Source organism: Pseudomonas sp. Arb-4-2C, assembly GCF_055755015.1.
In genome coordinates this window covers 2,428,811-2,448,515 of sequence record NZ_CM146899.1, presented here as the reverse complement: position 1 = coordinate 2,448,515, position 19,705 = coordinate 2,428,811, and the positions used below count along the sequence as shown (strand labels likewise).

Genomic DNA, 19,705 nt, shown 5'->3' with positions numbered 1-19,705 from the left:
AGTGCTGACCGATCTAGAGGCGCGCATAGCGCTCAAAGAACTGATTGAAAAATACCTCAAGGGAAGAGATCCGGATTACGACCGCCTGATCGAAATTGTACAGGACCCTTCGCGGCAAGTTCCGATCAGAGGTGTGCTCGAGGACATTAGACGGTACAACAAGGTCCAGTACACAAAGCAGGAGCTTGAGCTGATCGACGACCTTTTGTACATGTATGGATGAAGCACCCTCCGCCCTGAGGACTGCCGTCCAGGAAGGAGGTTCTGTTTGTAGTGGTCTAATGAAACCGGACACCCATTTAGGCGAGAATGCTCGCCAGATAGAGGTGTCTGATGACCAAACAACGTCGTTCCTTTTCCGCTGAATTCAAACGCGAGGCCGCAGGCCTCGTGCTCGATCAAGGCTATAGCCATACCGAAGCCAGCCGTTCGCTTGGAGTGGTCGAGTCCGCGTTGCGTCGCTGGGTTAACCAACTCCAGCAGGAGCGCAGCGGCGTTACTCCGCAGAGCAAAGCGCTGACGCCTGAGCAGCAGAAAGTCCAAGAACTGGAAGCGCGTATTGCTCGTCTTGAGCGGGAGAAATCCATTTTAAAAAAGGCTACCGCGCTCTTGATGTCGGAAGAGCACGAGCGCACACGCTGATTGATCAGTTAAGTACCCAAGAGCCGGTCGATTGGCTTTGCGCAGTCTTTGATGTCACTCGTTCGTGTTACTACGCCCACCGCCTCAGGCGCCGAAATCCCGACGTTGAGCGGCTTCGTTTGCGCAGTCGGGTCAACGAACTTTTCACGCAAAGTCGAAGCGCTGCCGGTAGCCGCAGTATCGTGTCGATGATGCAGGAAGACGGCGAGCAGATCGGGCGGTTTAAGGTGCGAGGCCTGATGCGGGCACTGGCGCTAGTCAGCAAACAACCTGGATCACATGCCTACAAACAAGCGACGGTCGAGCGGCCTGACATTCCGAATATCTTGAATCGAGAGTTTGATGTTCCGGCACCCAACCAGGTCTGGTGTGGCGACATCACCTACATCTGGGCTCAAGGGAAATGGCATTACCTGGCAGTCGTTCTGGATCTCTACGCACGCCGGATTGTGGGCTGGGCGCTGTCAAACAAGCCGGATGCGGATCTGGTCATCAAGGCGTTGGACATGGCTTACGAGCAGCGTGGCAGGCCTCAAGGGCTAATGTTTCACTCGCATCAGGGCTCGCAATATGGCAGCCGTCAGTTTCGCCAACGGCTCTGGCGTTACCGCATGCGCCAAAGCATGAGCCGTCGTGGAAACTGTTGGGATAATGCGCCGATGGAGCGTGTGTTTCGCAGCTTGAAAACTGAATGGATACCGACCGTGGGCTACATGACAGCTCAAGAAGCGCACCGCGACATCAGTCATTACCTGATGCATCGGTACAACTGGATTAGACCGCACCAATTCAACAACGGACTGGCCCCAGCTCAGGCTGAGAAAAAACTTAACGTCGTGTCCGGGATTAGTTGACCACTACAGATGCCTTCTTTCAGCCACTCTGCAAAGCTTGCATCAGCTGTCCAACAACTTTGGTTTCGACTGCGCCATCACTGGCGTCCGTCTCGAAAACAGCGCAACAAGCCGATGCGTCTCCATCGCAAATACGGTAGACAGCAATTACACTGTTTGGCCCGCAGCCCGTGTGCCCGCAGAGGGTAAATCCGCCGTCAATCGCTCCCTGCATCACACCAAGGCCGTAACCCGGCGTGATCCATGGGCGCCCGGGAATCGGGCCGCCTAATATTCGCGCTACCTGCATTTCCTGCAGCAAGCCTGTAGGAAGCAGGTCTGCGCAGAGGAGTCGATCCAGAAATAGCGCTGCTTGCGAAATTGGGCCGATCAGCAGGCCGTGATAAACCCAAGCAGGGTCATAATTTGAGGCGTCTCCAAGATGGGTCGTTTGAAAGTCTGCTCGCGTTTTAGCAAAGCGAACGTTCGAAAGGCCAAGTGGGGAAAGTGTTCGTTGAATCACTGCTTCATCAAACGTCAGATCAGTTAGCCGTTCAATTAGCCTGCCGATGAGCAAGTAGCCAACATTCGAGTAATGCCAACCGGCTCCGGGACAGTATCGAAGTCTGGTGCCGTCAAGGCGCCGCATCATGTCATCTACCGACCAGGCCGACACATTATTCCTGACAGCGGCGTGATACTCCGCAAGTTCGCCGTAATCGGCCAGACCCGCCTCATGCCGCAGTAATTGACGTAACGTGAAAAGCTGTTCAGGAATTTGCTCGTCCAGCCCGATGAGTCCATCACGAACCAACGACAGGGCTGTTGCAGCCAATACTGTTTTCGTAAAACTCCACCAAGGGATCATCAGTTCTAATCGGTCAGTCGTTTGTGGCTGACCATTTGATATGAGTGAACTGAGCATTGGCTTCCTTGGAGTGCTGAGCGAATAGGCAGCTCGACAAGATAACTCAACCACGCGTTTTTCCAGAGTATAAAGTCAGGCGTCTGTACCGACCTGAACGACTGCTATTGGCAGATTCTGTTGAAAAAGTAGCTCCCCTGTCTGGCCTGCGGCAAAATCTCTGCATTGGCCAGCAGGGAAGCACGCAGCATGATGGGACAGTTATCGAGTGGGCAGGAGCGGCTGTTTTACTCGTTCAACCTTGAAGATCACATTCCAGCCAATCACCTTCTGCGCAGCATTGATCGGTGTCTTGATCTGAGCGACCTGCGCCATTACCTCGCCGATTTCTATAGCCCGATTGGGCGTCCGTCGATTGATCCTGAACTGATGATCCGCATGCTGATCGTCGGCTACTGCTATGGCATCCGCTCCGAACGGCGGTTGTGCGAAGAGGCCCATTTGAACCTGGCGTATCGCTGGTTCTGCCGGTTGAGCCTTGAAGATGAAGTCCCCAACCACTCGACCTTTTCCAAAAATCGACACGGCCGTTTTCGGGACAGTGATCTGTTTCGCTGGTTGTTCAATGAAGTGCTGCGTCGCTGCATGGACGCAGGCCTGGTTAAAGGCGAAGGATTTGCCGTGGACGCCAGCATCATCAAAGCGGATGCGAGTCGGCAGCGCGGCGTACCGGGTGATGAACAGGTCAACTGGAGCGATCCGGCCCTGAGCACCCGCGCCGTGCGTGAGTACCTTGAAGGCCTCGATGAAGAGGCTTTGGCCGAAACGCTACCGAAGCGCCTGTCGCTGACGGATCCTCAAGCCCGCTGGACAGCTGCTCCAGGCGGACCAGCGTTCTACGCTTACTCCACGAATTATCTGATCGATACCGAGCACGGCGTCATCATGGATGTGGAACCCACACCGGCTCATCGAACCGCCGAAGTCGAGAGCACCAAGACGATGATCGATCGGGTCGAAGCGCAGTTCGACATCAAGCCAGAGCGCCTCATTGGCGACACCGCTTACGGTACTGCGCCGATGCTGGCCTGGATGGTGGAGGAAAAAGACATCGAACCGCATGTGCCGGTGTGGGACAAAACCGAGCGCAAGAACGACAGCTTTTCGAGTAACGATTTCCACTGGAATGAAGAGGCTGAGGAATACCGCTGCCCAGCCGGCAACGTATTACGCAGTGAATGGCGAGCCTTCAAGAGCGAGCGTTCGCACGTCACAAAAGCCAACACCATCATCTTCCGATCCAGACAGACCGACTGCGCGACATGTCCGATGAAAGCCAAGTGCTGCCCGAACACTTCGATTCGCAAGATCGTCCGCAGCGTCCATGAAGCCGCTCGTGATGTGGCTCGACGCATCGCAGCGACGCCGGAGTACGTGCGCTCTCGCCACGAACGTAAGAAGGTCGAAATGTTGTTTGCCCACCTCAAACGCATCCTGAAACTGGATCGCTTGCGACTACGTGGCATGAGTGGCGCGTCCGATGAGTTCACGCTGGCGGCCGCGGTACAGAACCTGCGACGTCTGGCCAAACTTGCATCTCAAGGGCCACCTTCTACGGGATAGGTGCGCCTGCACGAAGCAAAAAACCTCAAACCAACCCACTAACAGAGCAGCAAAGATCAACGAAGGGCCGAGAAACCACTCAATGTGGTGAGTGGGTTCTCCGGTGGTAGCCATGCCTGAGCTCTGGCGAGCTGAAAATCCGACTTTTTCAACAGAATCGGCAGTTTTCTGCCTGTCGCGACTGGCACCAGTAGGTCAACATTGGCTTCCTGACCTGTTTCGAAGCGAACGGTGGTTCACCACCAAGATGGAGCGTGTGGTGAAATCTTGAAATTAAGGGCCTCTAAGTTAACGAGTAGAGAGCTATCCTTAATTAAGATAACTCCTTCGTGGAATATAACGCCTACTTCCCATTCGACCTTGTCGGGGTGATAAACGCACAAGCTGTCACACTCGCCAATAAAATCACTTTCATTAAGGGCAATAATTTTAATTAAGTCATCGGTGATTTGAAGTCGCTGAGTGCATCTACCGACAATGTGGCTCGGGTAAGTTGTAACCGGCAAAGCATTGACTGTGGTTGGAGAGTCGGCGTGAAAGCCAATTATACTTTCGGCGCTCGATTCTGGGTAAAGCCAAATCACTAGTTCAAGTCGCGCTTTACTCGTCAGCTTCGAAAGCAATAGGATTTTCCTAGTAAAGCTGCTCTCTGTGATGTAAAGCATCGCATCTATTTTACCTGTCATTTTTTGGCGCGCCCCTTTTTCAACCCATGTGTCGAGCGTAGACCGTAATCAAAAGCTACTTCTTGAGGAATAAAAATATTTCTGATTTGCGGGACACATCTGTACGACTGGAATTACCCGCGAGGGGCACGTCCGCTCCTGGCCGATTTCAGCCTTTCGCGAGAAGTAGAAAACGTCGCAAAAAAGCTTAGTATTCCCTTGCTGAAAACCCCTCCTGGCTCTGGCCTTAAGGTGATAGGAAAAATGCAAAACGTCACATCCTCAATCTGGTGCATCGCTCCCGAGTTGGGTACTCCTGAATCACCCGCGATACTGGCAGCGTCAGCTAGCCTCTGGGTGGCATACTTCCGGCCGGGAAACGAAACGCTTGCCGTTGTGAGGTTTACGGGGCTTATAGACCATCGTCTGGCCCCCATCAATGATCAGGGCTTGGGGCGCCATCGCTACGTGGCGAGCGGCTTGCAGCCGTACTCTTTCAACGAACTGACAGGCACTGAAGAAACGAACTACTGGCGGACATTGGGCGCGAGGCATTGGGTGGTTACGTTCCAGGATACAACCTTGGATGTCATTGCTCGTGGCGGCGACGTTGTATCCTCAGAGTTAACAGAAGCATCGCCACTCGAAGCTTTAATTTCGCAGTTGCGGAAAAGCAGCCACTGCGAACGGTGACACTTATCAGCTCGCAAATGTCAGCTTCTGGCCGAAAGCAGCCGCTCATTACAGCTCGTTGCATAACCCTAGCCCGCTTTTGCTGCCTCGATCACCGTATAAGAGCAAGGCGCTTCTGTGGATCCCTCCGACATCGAAAACACCGACGACTGGCTCGGCTGCCCGACGCCGCTCGAAACCTGCCCGCAGCAGCTCGCCCTTTACGAAAATGAGTTCGAGGAACTGAACCTGCAACTGCGCCAAGCCAGAGAGCGCATATTCAAGCTGGTCGAGATGAACGATGAACTGTCTGCTGGCAAAGCCAAAGCAGAAGTCGCACTCAAGAAATCCTTCGCTGATGCTGCGCGACTCCAAAGCTAACGAGCAGAGCTACTCGGACAGGTTGTGTCCGATCAGCGTGACCACCTCTTCCTTGAGAATCAGCGCCTACTGAGGGAAGCTCGCGAGAGGAACAGCTGAGGGCTAGGCTCAGGGTTCACTTTGAGGAATCAGTCGATGTGCGGACGACTCTCCCAGTACAGCGGCATTCACGACTTCGTGGCGGCGCTGAGCATGCCGAATGCACTTGTCAACTCGACCGGGGATCAGCCCATCGAGCAGTACAACGCCGCGCCGACCACTCAACTTGCGCTCTTCCACCAGGACGGCCAGTTTCTTCACGCCGACATGGTCCGGTGGGGATGGCGACCACACTGGGCCAAGGATCGCGCCGCGCCGATCAATGCCAGGGTCGAGAAAGTCGCCCATGGCCCGTTCTTCCGCGCGATCTGGCCGCACCGGACGGTCATCGCGATCAACAACTGGTTCGAGTGGGTCGACGAAGGAGAACCGAGAAAGCAGCCCTACCTGATCAGGCATCGGGACCAGTCGCCGATTCTCTGCGCCGCCATCGGCCAATACCCGAACGAGGAGCACGCGCCAAGCGAGCATGACGGCTTTGTGATCATCACCGCGGACAGCGCCGGCGGCATGGTCGATATTCACGATCGCCGGCCCGTGGTGCTATCGCCCGAGCTCGCCCGGGAATGGTTGGACCCGGCCACCCCGAAAGAGCGCGCCGAACAGATGGTGCTGCACCAGGGCGAGCCGACAGAGACGTTCGAATGGTACAAGGTTGACCGGGCCGTGGGGAACGTCCGGAATCAAGGCCCGGAGCTGATCAAGCCGGTCGATTGATCAGCGCTTCGACAGAGTTTTAAGACGCTCCACCAGCGCGGCTTCAAAAATGGTGTACAGCTTTTCAGCATCGCCGGCACGCAAAGCACCGCCGGTTTCCAGTCCAAGCACGAAGCCATCCGCCCGAGCACCTGCCTTCACAGCGATGATCATCGAGTCGGCCCGGACAATTTGCGCCAGCAGTCGATCTGCTTCTCGCTGCATCTTTTCGCTCAGCACTACGCCTTCCACATTTGCCACCCATCACCTTAATGCGATATCCAATAAATCACCGTAAACACAAGCGCGATCCAGACGAAGGACGAAAGAACCTCCAATCCTGCAAACGTTTTGTTCATGGGGCTCAAAGTCTGAAAATTAAATACATCCGATTGAGGATGGAAAATCAAGACTGCCGATCAGCTTCCTGCCAGTCAGACAGAACGGCGGGAATGCGCTGGCTGAATGGCACCCTGAGATTCGCGCAAATCATCTTTTCCTATCACAGCCATTAGAAACCGACCTATTGAACGATTCAAACTTGATTAGAATCATAACGCTAACTTTTAGTACGCAAAACAATGGCTGCTTGGCAATTTTTATCACCGGGAGAAGAACGTATGCCTCTTAGCGACACGATTCACAGAGCAGCGCTCAGCGCGGAGGAGCGCTCCTCCATCGCTGAAATCGAGGCGACCACAAATATTCTGCAACTCGTCACTCGGATGACGGGGACGCGTTTTGCCGCAATCGCAAAATTCACCGAAGCAGAATGGATAGTTTGCTCCGCCTACGATCCGCTGGGCCTAGGGATAAGCGCCGGGGATACCTTGGAGTTGGAAACGACGCTTTGCAGCGAATTCCGAAGGGATCCTCAAGTACTTTTCATTCCCCAGGTCAGTCAAAATGACAGATTTTCTGCGCGATTAGTTGTGAAGCAATATTTGATTGAAAGTTACGCAGGAGCACCTATTTTCCTTCCCGATGGACAACTGTGGGGAGCGCTATGTGCTTTGGATTCTCGGGCAGTCTTGTTTGATGACCCGGATCTTGCGGACACATTAGGCCTATTCGCGAGACTTATCGGGTGCATTTTTTACGCGAACCTGACGGGTGCGGGGAGCGGCTACGGTAAGGCCGGAACAAGCGTCACGGAGTAATGAGGGTTCTTATAACGCTCGGCCCCCCTGCAACACGCTCAACCCTTGATCGCCGGTTTCGGTGATGGCAGTAATTCGATGAGCATGCACCGACTCAAGATGGGTTCGTACGGCTGCATGATCCACGCCACCGGCCGACGCCACCCGAATGCACTCCCCTTCGCGCCCAACGGCACCATCGGATGAAACCGACGATGCCCAAGTGCACCGTCACTCGCAGAGCCCACTCACGAAAGCCCGTCGAACCAACCCAAAACACGCAGCACCTTCGCATACGTCTTTTCATTCGAAAGCAGCACTAGCAGCATCAGAACGCTCCCCATGACAGTGAAAAGAACACCGCCTGTTCCCTCGATGGCAATCAAAAATATCCCCAACACCAGGAACGCTGCTCCAAGTGCCCCAAATACTCTTCGGCTCTCCTTCTGTTCGGGATATTTGTTGAACATTCACGTTCTCCACATCCGGTAGCGCACGCGTCAACTGTAGACCAGACCCGAGCACTCACCTGTGTCTAAATAACCAGCCACCACTCATAATGCCGCCCCTCCCGACTCCCTCATCAAAGTTCGACAGCCATGCCTGAAGAGTTCGAAGTACCAAGCCCTCACGAACAACATATTGAACACACTACCCACCATGCCCATGCACAAGGCGATCGCTTTGCCAGCAAGATCGCAGTCATGACGGCGATCATGGCGACTGTCGGTGCCTTGATGAGCTATCAGGCCGGCTCGACGGAAAGTGAGGCGGCGATGGACAAGAACAACGCCGCCATCCAGAAGACCGAAGCCGCCAACGAATGGAGTTACTACCAGGCCAAGTCCAGCCGGCAGAACCTGTCGGAGCTGGCCAGCCATCTGCCGGGGCTGGACTCCGCCCATTATGTTGCCGAGGTGCAGCGCTACGGAGAGCAGAAAGAGCAAGCGCGCAAGAAGGCCGAAGCCCTTGAACAACAGGCGCACGAATGGGATGAGAAATCGGAGCAGATGCTGCATCAGCACCACCGCTGGGCCCAGGCGATGACCGCGATTCAGATCGCCATTTCACTGGCGGCCATCACCTTGCTGACGCGCAAGGAATGGCTCAGACGCGTGTCTTTTGGGGCTGCGGGTTTGGGGGTCATGTTGGGTTCACTGGCCTGGCTGCATATTTGATCGTTGAGTCTGACCCTGCTCGGCAGGGTTGATGCGGTGGGCATGACCGGCATCTCTTTGCGCAGTGCGCCCCGCCAGCCAGGCAAGCACAGACGCAACAACCAGCACCGCTGCGCTAAGCTCGAATGTGGCTTTGTAACCACTCAGATCAAATGCCAGGCCACCAACGATTGCGCCTGCGGCGATCGCCAGTTGCACGATGGCCACCAGCAACCCTCCGCCGGCTTCAGCATCTTGCGCAAGCGTCTGCGCCAGCCATGTCCACCAGCCGACCGGTGCCGCCGTAGCGACCAGTCCCCAGAGGCCGAGCAGCGCTGCAGTGAGCAATGGCGAGGCGCCGACGTTCACCAGCGCCAGTGCGATGATCGCCATAATCAGCGGGATCACCGTCAGCGTGCGATAGAGGCCTTTGGCGATGAATCGTTCGATCAGGAAAGTGCCGATGAAACCGGCAAGGCCCAGTCCCAGCAGCATCAAGGACAACGTCGAAACGCCGACGCCAGTGACCCCCTCAAGAAATGGGCGCAGGTAGGTGAACAGCATGAACTGCCCCATGAAAAATACGCTGACGGCGATCATGCCCAATGCGACTGGCAAGCGCTTCATCAGACGCAGGACATTGCCGCTCCCCGCCTGGCGCTCGTTCTTGAAAGATGGAAGGCTTATCAGCAGCCACACGGCCGCAATCGCCGCAACGGGAACCACACAGAAAAATGCTCCGCGCCAGCCTATCAGCGAGCCGAGGAAGCTACCCGCCGGCGCGGCGATGACTGTCGCCAGCGCGTTACCGCCATTGACGATGGCCAGCGCCCGGGACACCTGATCGGGCGGCACCAGACGCATGGCGGTCGCCGCCGACAATGACCAGAAACCGCCGATGGCGATGCCGATCAAGGCCCGTCCAAACATGAATGACGGGTAGCCCGGCGCAAACGCGACCACCGTGCCAGACACGATCATCAGCAAGGTCAGGCACAGCAGCAGCTTCTTGCGCTCAACGCGCGCGGCGACCGCGGCAATCGCCAGGCTGGTGAACAAGGCGAAGGCACCGGAGACGGCAATCCCCTGCCCGGCCTGGCCTTCGCTGATGTGCAGTTCTGCGGCAATGGGCGTCAGCAGGCTGACGGGCATGAATTCCGAGGCGACCAGGGCGAATGCGGCCAACGACATGGCCAGCACAGCGCTCCAGCCGCGCTTTTCTGTGGAAAGAGAGGTCATTGGAACTACCTGGGGTACGAGAGGCGTCCGGGCGATTGCCCGGACGCGCTGTTTTTCACTGCGCCAGCGTCGCGTTGTCGATCACGAACCGGTATTTGACGTCACCTTTGAGCATGCGCTCGTATGCCTCATTGATCTGCTCGGCACGGATCAACTCGATATCCGAAACGATGCCGTGTTCGGCGCAGAAATCGAGCATCTCCTGGGTTTGCGGGATGCCGCCGATCATCGATCCGGCCAGGGTGCGACGCTTCATGATCAGATTGAACACGTTGGGCGATGGGTGCGGCGAAGCCGGCGCGCCCACCAGAGTCATCACGCCGTCACGCTTGAGCAGGACCAGCAAAGCGTCGAGGTCGTGCGGGGCAGCGACGGTATTGATGATCAGGTCAAAGCTTTTCAGGTGCGCGGCCATTTGCTGCGCATCGCTTGAGACCACCACTTCATCGGCACCCAGGCTTTTCGCTGCTTCACGCTTCGATTCCGAGGTGGTGAACGCCACCACATGCGCGCCCAGCGCATGTGCCAGTTTGATGCCCATGTGACCGAGGCCACCGACGCCCACCACGCCGACTTTCTTGCCGGGGCCAGCGTTCCAGTGCCGCAGCGGCGACCAGGTGGTGATGCCCGCGCACAGCAGCGGCGCCACGGCAGCCAACTGCGCTTCGGGATGACGAATACGCAGTGCGTAGCGCTGGTGCACAACGATCGCCTGCGAGTAGCCACCGAGGGTCCAGCCCGGGGCATCCGGGGTCGGGAAATTGTAGGTGCCGATCATGCCGTCGCAGTAGTTCTCGAGGCCTTCGGCACACTCTTCGCAATGCTTGCAGCTGTCGACGATGCAGCCCACGCCGACCAGATCGCCCGGGGCGAACCCGCTGACCTTTTGGCCTACCGCCGTGACACGACCGACGATTTCATGGCCGGGCACACAAGGGTATTGCGTACCCTCCCATTCGGCGCGCACCTGGTGCAGATCCGAGTGGCAGATACCGCAGTAGGCAATCTCGATCTGTACATCTTCCGGGCCGGGATCGCGACGCGTGATGCGCAGAGGTTCAAGCGGTTTATCGCCGGCATGGGCGCCATAAGCGAAGACTTGCATAGGGACTCTCCTATAAGGGCTTTCCTGTAACAGCCCGACACATTCTCCCGGTCGATCCGCCTCTGCCCTAGTGCATTCCTCTTGAATGCTTGCCTGATCCTCTGAGGATGCAGGGCGATGGATAGGAAACGCCTCGGCAGCGGATTAGAGTTCGATCAACAGGAGTGACCCCCACATGATCGATAGCCCCCTGCGCCATGAATCACCGTTGGCGTTGAACATTGACCCGCGCGTGAGCGTGCCGGGTGACTTCGCCACAGCCATACCCGGGCTGTCGCTGTTTCGTCGCGATCAGCCGGCGCCCCCGGCAGTGTGTATGGTCGAGCCGAGCCTGATTCTGGTGGGCCGTGGTGAAAAACGCTTGTGGGTCGGTGGCGAGGGCTACAGCTACGACCCGTCGCGGTTTCTGGTCACCTCACTGGACTTGCCCGCCAACTCCGAGGTGATGCTTGCCAGTCCAGATCAGCCCTGTGTCGGGCTGGTGCTGAAACTGGATGTCGGCATGCTCGCCGAGGCCCTCAGCAAGGGCGGTTTGCCCGCCAGGCGCCATCCTTCGATGAGCACAGGCGCGGGCATTGGCAGCCTCTCGCCCGCCCTCGAAGACGCCCTTGATCGCCTGCTGACATTGCTCGATGAGCCCGAGGCGATCCCGGTGCTGGCGCCGTTGATCCTGCGGGAAATCCACTATCGACTGCTCAATACCGATCAAGGCGCGCGGCTGCGACAAATCATTGCCGTGGATGGCCAGGGTTATCGCATCGCCAAAGCCATCGACTGGCTCAAGGTCAACTACACCGAGGTGCTGCGCATCGAAGAGCTGGCGGCGCGGGTGCAGATGAGCACGCCGACCTTCCACCATCATTTCCGCCAACTCACCGGCATGAGCCCTTTGCAATATCAGAAATGGCTGCGGCTGAACGAGGCCCGTCGGCTGATGCTGACCGAGCAACTGGACGTCTCGCGGGCAGCGTTTGCGGTCGGCTACGAAAGCCCTTCGCAATTCAGCCGTGAATATGGCCGCCTGTTCGGCACCGCGCCGAGTCGCGACATTGCCCTGTTACGCGGGCAGCCATTTGAGGCAGAAGCGCCCGGTGCAGTCGCGAACTGAACGAGTCAATGGCTAGACTTCCCCCACCGCCAGCCCTGGCCTGGACGCGCCATGCTGGCGTGCAGCGATCAGCCCGATAAAGGAAATCAGCAACGCCAGGCCAATGGTCGAGGTCACCTCGAGCCGGTGTTCGGGTGTGAACATCATCACCGCCAGGGCGGCGCAGATAAACGCGATGACCAGATAGGTCAGCCAGGGAAACAGCCACATCCGGAAGGCCAATTGGACATTGCGACGGAGAAGCATCCGGCGCATGCGTAACTGCGATATCGCGATCACCAGATACACCAGCAACGCGATGGCGCCGGAGCTGGCGAGCAGGAACTGAAACAGTCCGGCGGGCATGAAGTAGCTGAACAGCGTCACCCCGGCGCCGATGACGGTACTGGCGACCACGGCGGCCCTTGGCACCCCTGCCGGCGATGTCACTTTCAAAGCGCGCGGCGCATCACCACGGCGCCCCAGCGAGAACAGCATCCGTGACGAGATGTAGATCGACGAGTTCATGCAACTGGCAACCGCGATCAGCACGACGACATCGACCATGGATTTCGCGTGAGGAATGCTCATCAGCTCCAGCGCGCGCTGGTAGGAGCCAACGGACGCCAGCAAAGGGTCGTTCCAGGGCACAACGGAAATGACCACGAAAATCGACAACAGGTAGAACACGCTGATGCGCCAGATCACCGAGCGCGTGGCCTTGGCGATGTTCTGTGCGGGATTGCTCGATTCCGCCGCCGCGATGGTCACCGCTTCCGTACCGATGAAACTGAACATGATGGTGATGAAGGCCCCGACCACCGCGGACAAGCCATTGGGTGCAAACCCGCCGTGTTGCTCCATCAGTTGGCTCACCCCACTGGCTTGATGCTCAGGCAACCAGCCCATCAGTACCGCGAAGCCAAGACCGATGAAGCCGATGATCGCCACGACCTTGGCCAGCGCGAACCAGAATTCGAATTCGCCGTACTTGGACACACTGAACAGGTTGGTAATCACCAGCAGCACGATCGACAACAACGCGAACAGCCAGGCATCGACCTGGGGAAACCACTGGTTGAGGATGTGGCCTGCAGCAAGCGCCTCGATGGGGATGACCAACACCCAGAACCACCAGTAGAGCCAGCCGATGGTGAACCCGGCCCAGCGACCGATCGCCTGGTCAGCATAGGTGGAAAAAGACCCGGTATCCGGGTGCGCCACGGCCATTTCGCCGAGCATGCGCATGACCAGTACCACCAGCAGACCAGAACACAGATAGGCCAGCATGACGGCCGGACCCGCCGCGGCGATGGCGTGTCCGGAGCCTACGAACAATCCTGCGCCGATGATCCCGGCAATTGACAACATGGTGACGTGGCGCGGCTTGAAACCCTGCGCCAGCTGACCGTTCGAGTCCTTCGAGTTCAAGCTATTCATTGTTTTTGTTGTTCTCTGGTGATCGACGTTCGGGCGTACTGACTGAGGGTGGCGACGAAACGATGTGTCACCTTACGTGGCAGGCGCTGATCGAAAATGGCCCGTGAGCGGCATCGTCGTGCCTGATTTCGACATGCTGCGCTGCGCTCAATCCTGCGCAGGACAGCTGACTTGACGCTGCGCCGGGGTTCGCCGGAAACGCAGGTCAGCCATTCCCCCGCACAAACCGGTCACGTCCCTGCGCCTTGGCGTTGTACAGCGCCTGATCAGCCACCTCGATCAACCCTTGCAGACGATCCAGTTGCGGGCCTGTGCCCGTCGCGATCCCGATACTCACACTCAGCCGTCCGAACGGACTGGCGTTGTGCGCAATGTTCTCTTGCTTCAGGCGGTCGAGAATGAGCTGCGCCACCACTGCGGCGCCGCCACTGTCGGTGTCCGGCATGATGACGCCCATCTCCTCGCCACCGTAACGAGCGAGCAGATCTGACGGTCGCCGCACACACGCCTCAAGGATTCTGCCAATGGTCTGCAGACAGGTATCGCCGGCAACATGTCCGAACGAATCGTTGTACAGCTTGAAGTAGTCGATATCGATCATCAGCAAGGCCAGCGTCGTACCATCCCTTTGTGCACGCCGTGCCTCCATGGCGAGGCTCTGGTCAAAGCAGCGCCGATTCGCCAGCCCCGTCAGGGCGTCCTTCATCGCCAGCAACTCAAGCTGGCGATTGGATGACAGCAACTGCTGCTGCGTCCCGCGCAACTGATCTTCCGCCCTGGTGCGCCGACGGATATCCAGGATCAGGAACCAGCCGATCAGGCCGGTCAGCCCCAGCAGCCCCGTCACCACCACGGCCGACAGCCATGCCTCCATGCGCCAGGCAGCGAGGGCCTCACGCTTGCCGAGTGCGACAGTGGTTATCAGCGGCAGCCGATCACTCTTGCGGAAGGCGTAGAGCCGCTCAACACCATCCAGGCTGGAGGTAAACGATGCCGTACCGACGGATCGATCGACGAGATACTTTGCATAAATCGGCGATCTGGAAAAGTTGCGCCCCATGTCCTGCTCTCGAAACGGATAGCGCACCAGCAACGTGCCATCGGTATAGGACAAGCCGATGGCGCCGTCCTGCCCAACGTCGATCTTGCCAAACAGGCGCAGGAAGTTCTCGACGCCCAAAGTCACCGCGACCACGCCGGCAAACGCGCCGTGAGCATCGTTGAAACGGCGGCTGACGGTAATCACCCACTCCTGATTGGAGCGGCTCTGAATCGGCGGACCGATAAAGGTCTCACGGGATGGATCGTCGCGATGATGGATGAAATAGACGCGATCGCGGCTGCTCGCCCCGGCGGGAATCGGCCGATTGGAAGACATCAGCCAGCGTCCCTGATTATCGTAGATGGTGACGCCACTGAGCTGGGGCATCAACGGCTGTTGGCGGTCGACCAAGGCGCTCAGCCGCTCGATCTGTGCCTGGCCACTGCCTTCGGTTTCCAGGCGTTCGACGAGTCCGAGCAACAGCAGTGAACTCTGGCGGACGATACCTTCGGAGTAAGTCGCAAGCGCCTGGGTCAGGTTCAAGCCATGAACATCGACTTCTTCCAGTGCCCGTTCTCGAGAGGCCAACACCTTCCACACCGTCAATGACGCCAGGGAGCAACCGATCACCAACAACAAAAGCACCACGAGGCGGGTATCACGCTTCACATTACTACCTATTGGAAAGTCCGGTTTTCCGTTCCAGCGACTGGTGGATCGACTCAAAGGCGGCAGCCGCCTGTCCTTGTCGTGAACAAGGATACAAGCAGCAACGGATTATGCAGCGTATTTCTGCTTTGCAACGCCTGGCCCGCACGAGCCGAGTCCTGGATTTCAAGCGCGCAGTTTCGCTCTCGGCGCAACGGTGACAAGCATGCCAGAGCAAACCATCATCAGGCTTTCAACATCAGACTGGAGCTGAAATCGACAATCGGCGGATTCCGCTCATACGCGATGAAACGGCACTTTCCGAGGTCTGCGCCCCCGCCCACAGCCAACTTTCTGACGCCTGTTTCACGACCTTTTACGCGGGTTTCTCCAAGCCTGAAATTTTGGCACTTTTGCACAACAAGTTGACATCCAAAAGCATGCCATGGGCGACCGATATCATTAGAGTATGCGCCCTTAAAAAGGAAAGGACTCTCGATGACTCAGTCACTCTCACGGCGCGTTGTGGCGATTACCGGCGCCCTGGGGAATCTCGGCGAGACCCTGGCGGACATGGCGGCGGCCCAGGGCGCGGATCTGGTGCTGATCGATCAGGCGACGATTGCGCTGCCCAGTTCGCACAATCGACTGGTCCTGTCCGGCATTGATCTGGCGTCTCTCGCCGATTGCCAGGAGGTCGCCCGGCAGATCAACCGCTATTTCGGCCGACTCGATGCGCTGGTCAATGGCGCCGGCGGCTATGCGTGGGAGCCGTTGCTCGGCGGGGCGATAGACGCCTGGGATCGGCTCTACACGCTGAACCTTCGAACCGCATTGAACGCCAGCAAGGCCCTGCTGCCGTTGCTGCTGCAGTCCTCGGCGGGGCGCATCGTCAATATCGGTGCGAGCATGGCCGCGAAAGCCGGGCTGGGCATGGGCGCCTACGCCGCGTCGAAATCCAGCGTACTGCGTCTGACCGAAAGCCTGGCCGAAGAGCTCAAGGACATGAGCATCACCGTCAATGCCGTGCTGCCCAGCATCCTCGACACCCCGCAAAATCGTGAGGCCATGCCCGACGCCGAGCATCAGCGCTGGGTCACCCCGGCCCAACTGGCGGCGGTCATTCTGTTTCTGATCTCGGAACAAGCTTCGGCGGTCACCGGTACCGGCATCCCGGTGATCGGGCGCATGTAGGGTCTACTGACGCCGCGCGCCTTGGCGACGTCGCTTCCTTCACCTTTCGGAAAAGCAAGATCACCGGATTACCGGACTTCCCCTCCCCCCATGCGACCCGCCACCTCCAGCGCTGCCTTCGTCAACCACGTCCTTGATGTCGCCGAACAACACGGCTGCGATGGCGATTGGCTGTTGCACCAGACCGGACTCTCACGCGAGCAGTTGTCCGACTCCATCGTGCGCATTCCCATGAAGCAGCTGCGTGCCCTGCTGGAACTGGCGGCGCGCAGCAGCAACCTGACGCATTTCGGCCTGCTGGTCGGCGCGGCCGTACGCCCCGGCACCTACGGCGTGCTGGGTTATGTGCTGATGACCAGCGCGACACTGGGTGAGTCGCTGAACATGATTTTGCGCTTCGGCAAGATCGTCTACGACAGCCCTTCCAGTCAGACCCGGATCGTCATCGGCGACGGCCGCGTGACCCTCGAAGATCAGCGCACCAATGAACTGGAACCTTATTGCGCCCTGCATCAGGAAGCCCTGATGGTTGGCTGGGCGGCGTTCGGCCGCTGGTTGATCGCCAGCAACCAACCGATGCTGGAGGTGCGAATGATGCATGCCGCTGTCGGCGAACCGGCGTTGTATGAGCATTTTTTTGGCTGCCCGGTGCAATTCGAGGCCGGGAGCAACGCGCTGGTGTTTGCCGAGTCGACACTCTCGGCGCGGATCCAGGGCGCCGACCCGCGCATGCATCGCAGCATGCTGCTGGAAGCCGACTGGCAGTTGTGTCTGTCATACCCGGCGTTTTCCGTGACCGACCGTTTGCGTGCCCTGCTCACCGAACAGTTGCCGACCGGCGATTTCAGCCTGAAAAGCCTGGCCCGGCAGTTGGCGATTTCGCCGCGTACTTTGCAGCGCAAACTCGCGGCGGAAGGCGAAAACTTCAATCAGGTACTGGAAACCATGCGCATGGAACTGGCCGACCATTACCTGCGTCGCACCGAGACCAGCATCATGAACATCGCCCTGATGCTGGGCTACTCGCAGGCCAGCTCGTTCAGTCATTCCTTCCGCCAGGCCCGCGGGATCTCGCCGGTGGATTACCGTAAGTTGCTGCGGGCCAGATAAGCCGCTTACGTGCTCCGCGACCTCAGGCGCTCGACGCTGACGTCGCCGCCTCATCGATCAACGCCGCCACCTCGGCCGCGCGTGACGCCAGCGAAGCATGGCTGGCATCCAGCGTGATGACTTTCTTCGCACCGAGGCGCGCCGACATCATCTTCTGGTTGTCCGGGTGGATCATGTGATCCTGACTGGAGATCTGATACCAGCTCGGCTTGTTTTTCCACGCAGGGTTGCTGATCGGATCGCCAAAGGTGCTGGCCACCGGCGCTTTCTGGGTGACCGCCATGACCAGCGCTTCATCGGCCGGCAGGTCCTGGCAGAAGCTTTCATGAAACTTGTCAGCCTTGAGCCACAGAAAACCGTCGCTGTCCGGTTCCAGATTCGGCGCAGCTTGCGGCAGATGTTGCTGAGTCAGGCCGCCCGGGCTTTCACCGGCATCCGGGGCGAACGCGGCGATGTACACCAGACCGACAACGTTGGGCTGATTACCGGCCTCGGTGATCACCGCCCCACCGTAGGAGTGCCCGACCAGCAGCACCGGCCCGGGCTGTTGCGCAATCATCTTGCGGGTGCGCTCGGCATCGTCGGCCAGCGAAGTCAGTGGCATCTCCACCGCCCGGATATCCGTGTAGCCCTTGCGCGTCAGCTCGACAATGACGTGGCCCCAATGCGCCGCGCCCCCCCAGAAACCGTGTACCAGCACGATCGTCGGTTTATTGCTCATGGCCTTGCTCCTGTCAGGATCGAAGATGTTTGCCAAACCGCCGCAGGAGTATGGAACCGATTCACGAGTTGGGCCACCAAGGACTTGAGCACGACACAACCATAGGCCGGCGCGGCGCCAGAGGCCCTGACACCACCCAATCAAAATTGTGGGAGCGGGCTTGCTCGCGAAGAGGCCATATCAGCCACCTCATATGCTGACTGACACACCGCTTTCGCGAGCAGGCTCGCTCCCACATGGGGATGCGCTGGGCCTGTGGTTCTGACCACATGGGGAGGCGTCTTTGGCTGGAGACGAACAACGGCTCGGCCTATTTGACCAGGCGCTTTTCCTTGGACGGTCGATAGCCGAAAAACGCGCTGTAGCATTTGCTGAAATGGCTCGGCGACACAAAACCACACGCCACCAGCACTTCCATCTGCGACAGCTCGGTGTGCTGCAACAGCCGGCGAGCTTCGGTGATGCGCAGTTCCAGGTAGTAGCGCTGCGGCGTGGTGCCCAGTTGCTCCTTGAACAAACGCTCCAACTGCCGTCGCGAGCGGCCGGCATACACCGCCAGTTGCTCAAGCTCCAGCGGCTCTTCGAGGTTGGCGTCCATCAGTTTGACCACCTCGCGCAACGGTGCGCTGACGCAGAGGTTTTCATCCGGCTTGATCCGCCGATACCGCGACTCCTCGAATGCCAGAATGTCTTCGATCCCTTCAACCAATGCCTTGCCGTGCAGGCCCTTGATCCAGTCCAGCGCCATGTGGAAAGCCCCCGACGGGCTGGACGCCGTGAGCCGGTCGCGATCGATCACATAAGGTTCGCTGCTGACCTGAGTCGACTTGGAAATTTCCGTGAGCGCAGGCCGGTGTTCCGGGTGAATCGCGCAACGATAACCATCGAGCAACCCGGCCCGCCCGAGGAACCACGCACCGTTCCACAAACCGGCCAGGCTGACACCGCGTTCCGCCGCCGCGCGCAACAGGCTGATCAACTCCTCACTGGCTTTCAGTTCCGTGCGATAACCGCCGCACACCACCAACAGATCCAGCTCGGCAAGGCTGGCCGGGTCAATGCGTGCATCGGGGCGAATCACCAGGCCCAGATCACTGATCACCTCGCCTTCACCCAGACCGAACGTGCGCGAAGCGAACAGCCCGGCACGCAACAGGTTGGCGGTAATGATCGTATCCAGGGCCTGGGTGAAGGCCGGCAGCGAAAAGTGTTCCAGCAGCAGGAAACCGGTGCGGGTGAGGCAGAAGTCAGCAGATTGTTCATTCAGATAGCGGAGATTTTTGCCCTTCATGCCTCCGCTGAATTGACGTCGTTCGATCAAGGTCTGGCCCATCGGTCATGTTGTTA

General features: G+C 58.4%; 21 protein-coding genes. 11 read left to right on the top strand and 10 right to left on the bottom strand.

Features of this window, described 5'->3' with window-relative positions:
* Position 1 precedes the first annotated feature (1 nt).
* Entirely contained in the window at positions 2–223 is a 222-nt protein-coding gene (locus AC0J41_RS10910) for a hypothetical protein (RefSeq protein ID WP_025112114.1), read from the top strand.
* A gap of 110 nt (positions 224–333) precedes the next feature.
* Positions 334–1,496, top strand: a protein-coding gene (locus tag AC0J41_RS10905) for an IS3 family transposase (protein WP_115675185.1) whose coding sequence is annotated in 2 segments (ribosomal slippage) — positions 334–589 and positions 589–1,496 — 1,164 coding nt in all. Because the reading frame shifts where the segments join, the coding sequence is not laid out codon by codon here.
* A 19-nt stretch (positions 1,497–1,515) separates the two neighbouring features.
* On the opposite strand, the gene AC0J41_RS10900 is transcribed toward AC0J41_RS10905, so the two are convergent.
* Positions 1,516–2,400, bottom strand: a complete 885-nt coding sequence (locus AC0J41_RS10900) for a serine hydrolase domain-containing protein (RefSeq protein ID WP_025112111.1) — start codon at positions 2,398–2,400, stop codon at positions 1,516–1,518.
* 189 nt (positions 2,401–2,589) lie between these two features.
* Here AC0J41_RS10900 and AC0J41_RS10895 point away from each other — a divergent pair, with 189 nt between their 5' ends.
* The gene (locus AC0J41_RS10895; protein ID WP_473013512.1) at positions 2,590–3,963 is read left to right on the top strand and encodes a transposase; all 1,374 of its coding nucleotides are present in this window, start codon (positions 2,590–2,592) and stop codon (positions 3,961–3,963) included.
* A 236-nt stretch (positions 3,964–4,199) separates the two neighbouring features.
* Here the strand turns inward: AC0J41_RS10895 and AC0J41_RS10890 are convergent, their stop codons facing one another.
* Positions 4,200–4,649: a hypothetical protein gene (locus AC0J41_RS10890; RefSeq protein WP_473015530.1), complete on the bottom strand. Its 450-nt coding sequence runs from the start codon at positions 4,647–4,649 to the stop codon at positions 4,200–4,202.
* Positions 4,650–4,892: 243 nt separating this feature from the next.
* Between AC0J41_RS10890 and AC0J41_RS10885 the strand changes: the two genes are divergently transcribed.
* The 3 genes from AC0J41_RS10885 (at position 4,893) to AC0J41_RS10875 (ending at position 6,497) form a co-directional block, all read left to right on the top strand.
* On the top strand, positions 4,893–5,321 hold the full coding sequence (locus AC0J41_RS10885; RefSeq protein ID WP_025112109.1) for a hypothetical protein: 429 nt from the start codon (positions 4,893–4,895) through the stop codon (positions 5,319–5,321).
* A gap of 117 nt (positions 5,322–5,438) precedes the next feature.
* Complete coding sequence (locus AC0J41_RS10880; RefSeq protein WP_473015529.1) at positions 5,439–5,681, top strand: hypothetical protein; 243 nt, start codon at positions 5,439–5,441, stop codon at positions 5,679–5,681.
* A gap of 135 nt (positions 5,682–5,816) precedes the next feature.
* Entirely contained in the window at positions 5,817–6,497 is a 681-nt protein-coding gene (locus tag AC0J41_RS10875) for an SOS response-associated peptidase family protein (RefSeq protein WP_473015528.1), read from the top strand.
* On the opposite strand, the gene AC0J41_RS10870 is transcribed toward AC0J41_RS10875, so the two are convergent.
* Positions 6,498–6,728 carry a hypothetical protein gene (locus AC0J41_RS10870; RefSeq protein WP_473015986.1) on the bottom strand — a complete coding sequence of 77 codons (231 nt, stop codon included), beginning with the start codon at positions 6,726–6,728 and terminating at the stop codon, positions 6,498–6,500.
* A gap of 368 nt (positions 6,729–7,096) precedes the next feature.
* Here AC0J41_RS10870 and AC0J41_RS10865 point away from each other — a divergent pair, with 368 nt between their 5' ends.
* A complete protein-coding gene (locus AC0J41_RS10865; RefSeq protein WP_473015527.1) occupies positions 7,097–7,636 on the top strand; it encodes a GAF domain-containing protein in 540 nt (179 codons plus the stop codon).
* Between the two features lie 227 nt (positions 7,637–7,863).
* Here the strand turns inward: AC0J41_RS10865 and AC0J41_RS10860 are convergent, their stop codons facing one another.
* Positions 7,864–8,085 carry a hypothetical protein gene (locus AC0J41_RS10860; protein WP_025112104.1) on the bottom strand — a complete coding sequence of 74 codons (222 nt, stop codon included), beginning with the start codon at positions 8,083–8,085 and terminating at the stop codon, positions 7,864–7,866.
* Positions 8,086–8,214: 129 nt separating this feature from the next.
* On the opposite strand from AC0J41_RS10860, the gene AC0J41_RS10855 reads away from it, so the two are divergent.
* The gene (locus AC0J41_RS10855) at positions 8,215–8,793 is read left to right on the top strand and encodes a DUF4337 domain-containing protein (RefSeq protein ID WP_473015526.1); all 579 of its coding nucleotides are present in this window, start codon (positions 8,215–8,217) and stop codon (positions 8,791–8,793) included.
* On the opposite strand, the gene AC0J41_RS10850 is transcribed toward AC0J41_RS10855, so the two are convergent.
* Both AC0J41_RS10850 and AC0J41_RS10845 read right to left on the bottom strand, forming a co-directional pair.
* A complete protein-coding gene (locus tag AC0J41_RS10850; protein WP_473015525.1) occupies positions 8,770–10,011 on the bottom strand; it encodes an MFS transporter in 1,242 nt (413 codons plus the stop codon). The two genes, AC0J41_RS10855 and AC0J41_RS10850, sit on opposite strands and share 24 nt — an antisense overlap.
* 55 nt (positions 10,012–10,066) lie before the next feature.
* Entirely contained in the window at positions 10,067–11,116 is a 1,050-nt protein-coding gene (locus AC0J41_RS10845) for an NAD(P)-dependent alcohol dehydrogenase (RefSeq protein ID WP_473015523.1), read from the bottom strand.
* Positions 11,117–11,291: 175 nt separating this feature from the next.
* Here AC0J41_RS10845 and AC0J41_RS10840 point away from each other — a divergent pair, with 175 nt between their 5' ends.
* Positions 11,292–12,224, top strand: a complete 933-nt coding sequence (locus AC0J41_RS10840; RefSeq protein ID WP_473015522.1) for an AraC family transcriptional regulator — start codon at positions 11,292–11,294, stop codon at positions 12,222–12,224.
* A 12-nt stretch (positions 12,225–12,236) separates the two neighbouring features.
* On the opposite strand, the gene AC0J41_RS10835 is transcribed toward AC0J41_RS10840, so the two are convergent.
* The gene (locus tag AC0J41_RS10835; RefSeq protein WP_473015521.1) at positions 12,237–13,643 is read right to left on the bottom strand and encodes an amino acid permease; all 1,407 of its coding nucleotides are present in this window, start codon (positions 13,641–13,643) and stop codon (positions 12,237–12,239) included.
* Between the two features lie 205 nt (positions 13,644–13,848).
* Positions 13,849–15,354, bottom strand: coding sequence for a sensor domain-containing diguanylate cyclase (locus AC0J41_RS10830; RefSeq protein ID WP_473015520.1), 1,506 nt, complete (start codon positions 15,352–15,354; stop codon positions 13,849–13,851).
* Between the two features lie 477 nt (positions 15,355–15,831).
* Here AC0J41_RS10830 and AC0J41_RS10825 point away from each other — a divergent pair, with 477 nt between their 5' ends.
* Both AC0J41_RS10825 and AC0J41_RS10820 read left to right on the top strand, forming a co-directional pair.
* Positions 15,832–16,527, top strand: coding sequence for an SDR family NAD(P)-dependent oxidoreductase (locus AC0J41_RS10825; protein WP_025112097.1), 696 nt, complete (start codon positions 15,832–15,834; stop codon positions 16,525–16,527).
* 90 nt (positions 16,528–16,617) lie between these two features.
* Complete coding sequence (locus AC0J41_RS10820; RefSeq protein WP_025112096.1) at positions 16,618–17,637, top strand: AraC family transcriptional regulator; 1,020 nt, start codon at positions 16,618–16,620, stop codon at positions 17,635–17,637.
* 22 nt (positions 17,638–17,659) lie between these two features.
* Here AC0J41_RS10820 and AC0J41_RS10815 read toward each other — a convergent pair whose 3' ends face one another.
* Together AC0J41_RS10815 and AC0J41_RS10810 are read right to left on the bottom strand one after the other, a co-directional pair.
* Entirely contained in the window at positions 17,660–18,358 is a 699-nt protein-coding gene (locus AC0J41_RS10815) for an alpha/beta hydrolase (RefSeq protein WP_473015519.1), read from the bottom strand.
* A gap of 310 nt (positions 18,359–18,668) precedes the next feature.
* Positions 18,669–19,691 carry a GlxA family transcriptional regulator gene (locus AC0J41_RS10810; protein ID WP_473015518.1) on the bottom strand — a complete coding sequence of 341 codons (1,023 nt, stop codon included), beginning with the start codon at positions 19,689–19,691 and terminating at the stop codon, positions 18,669–18,671.
* Positions 19,692–19,705: the final 14 nt, after the last annotated feature.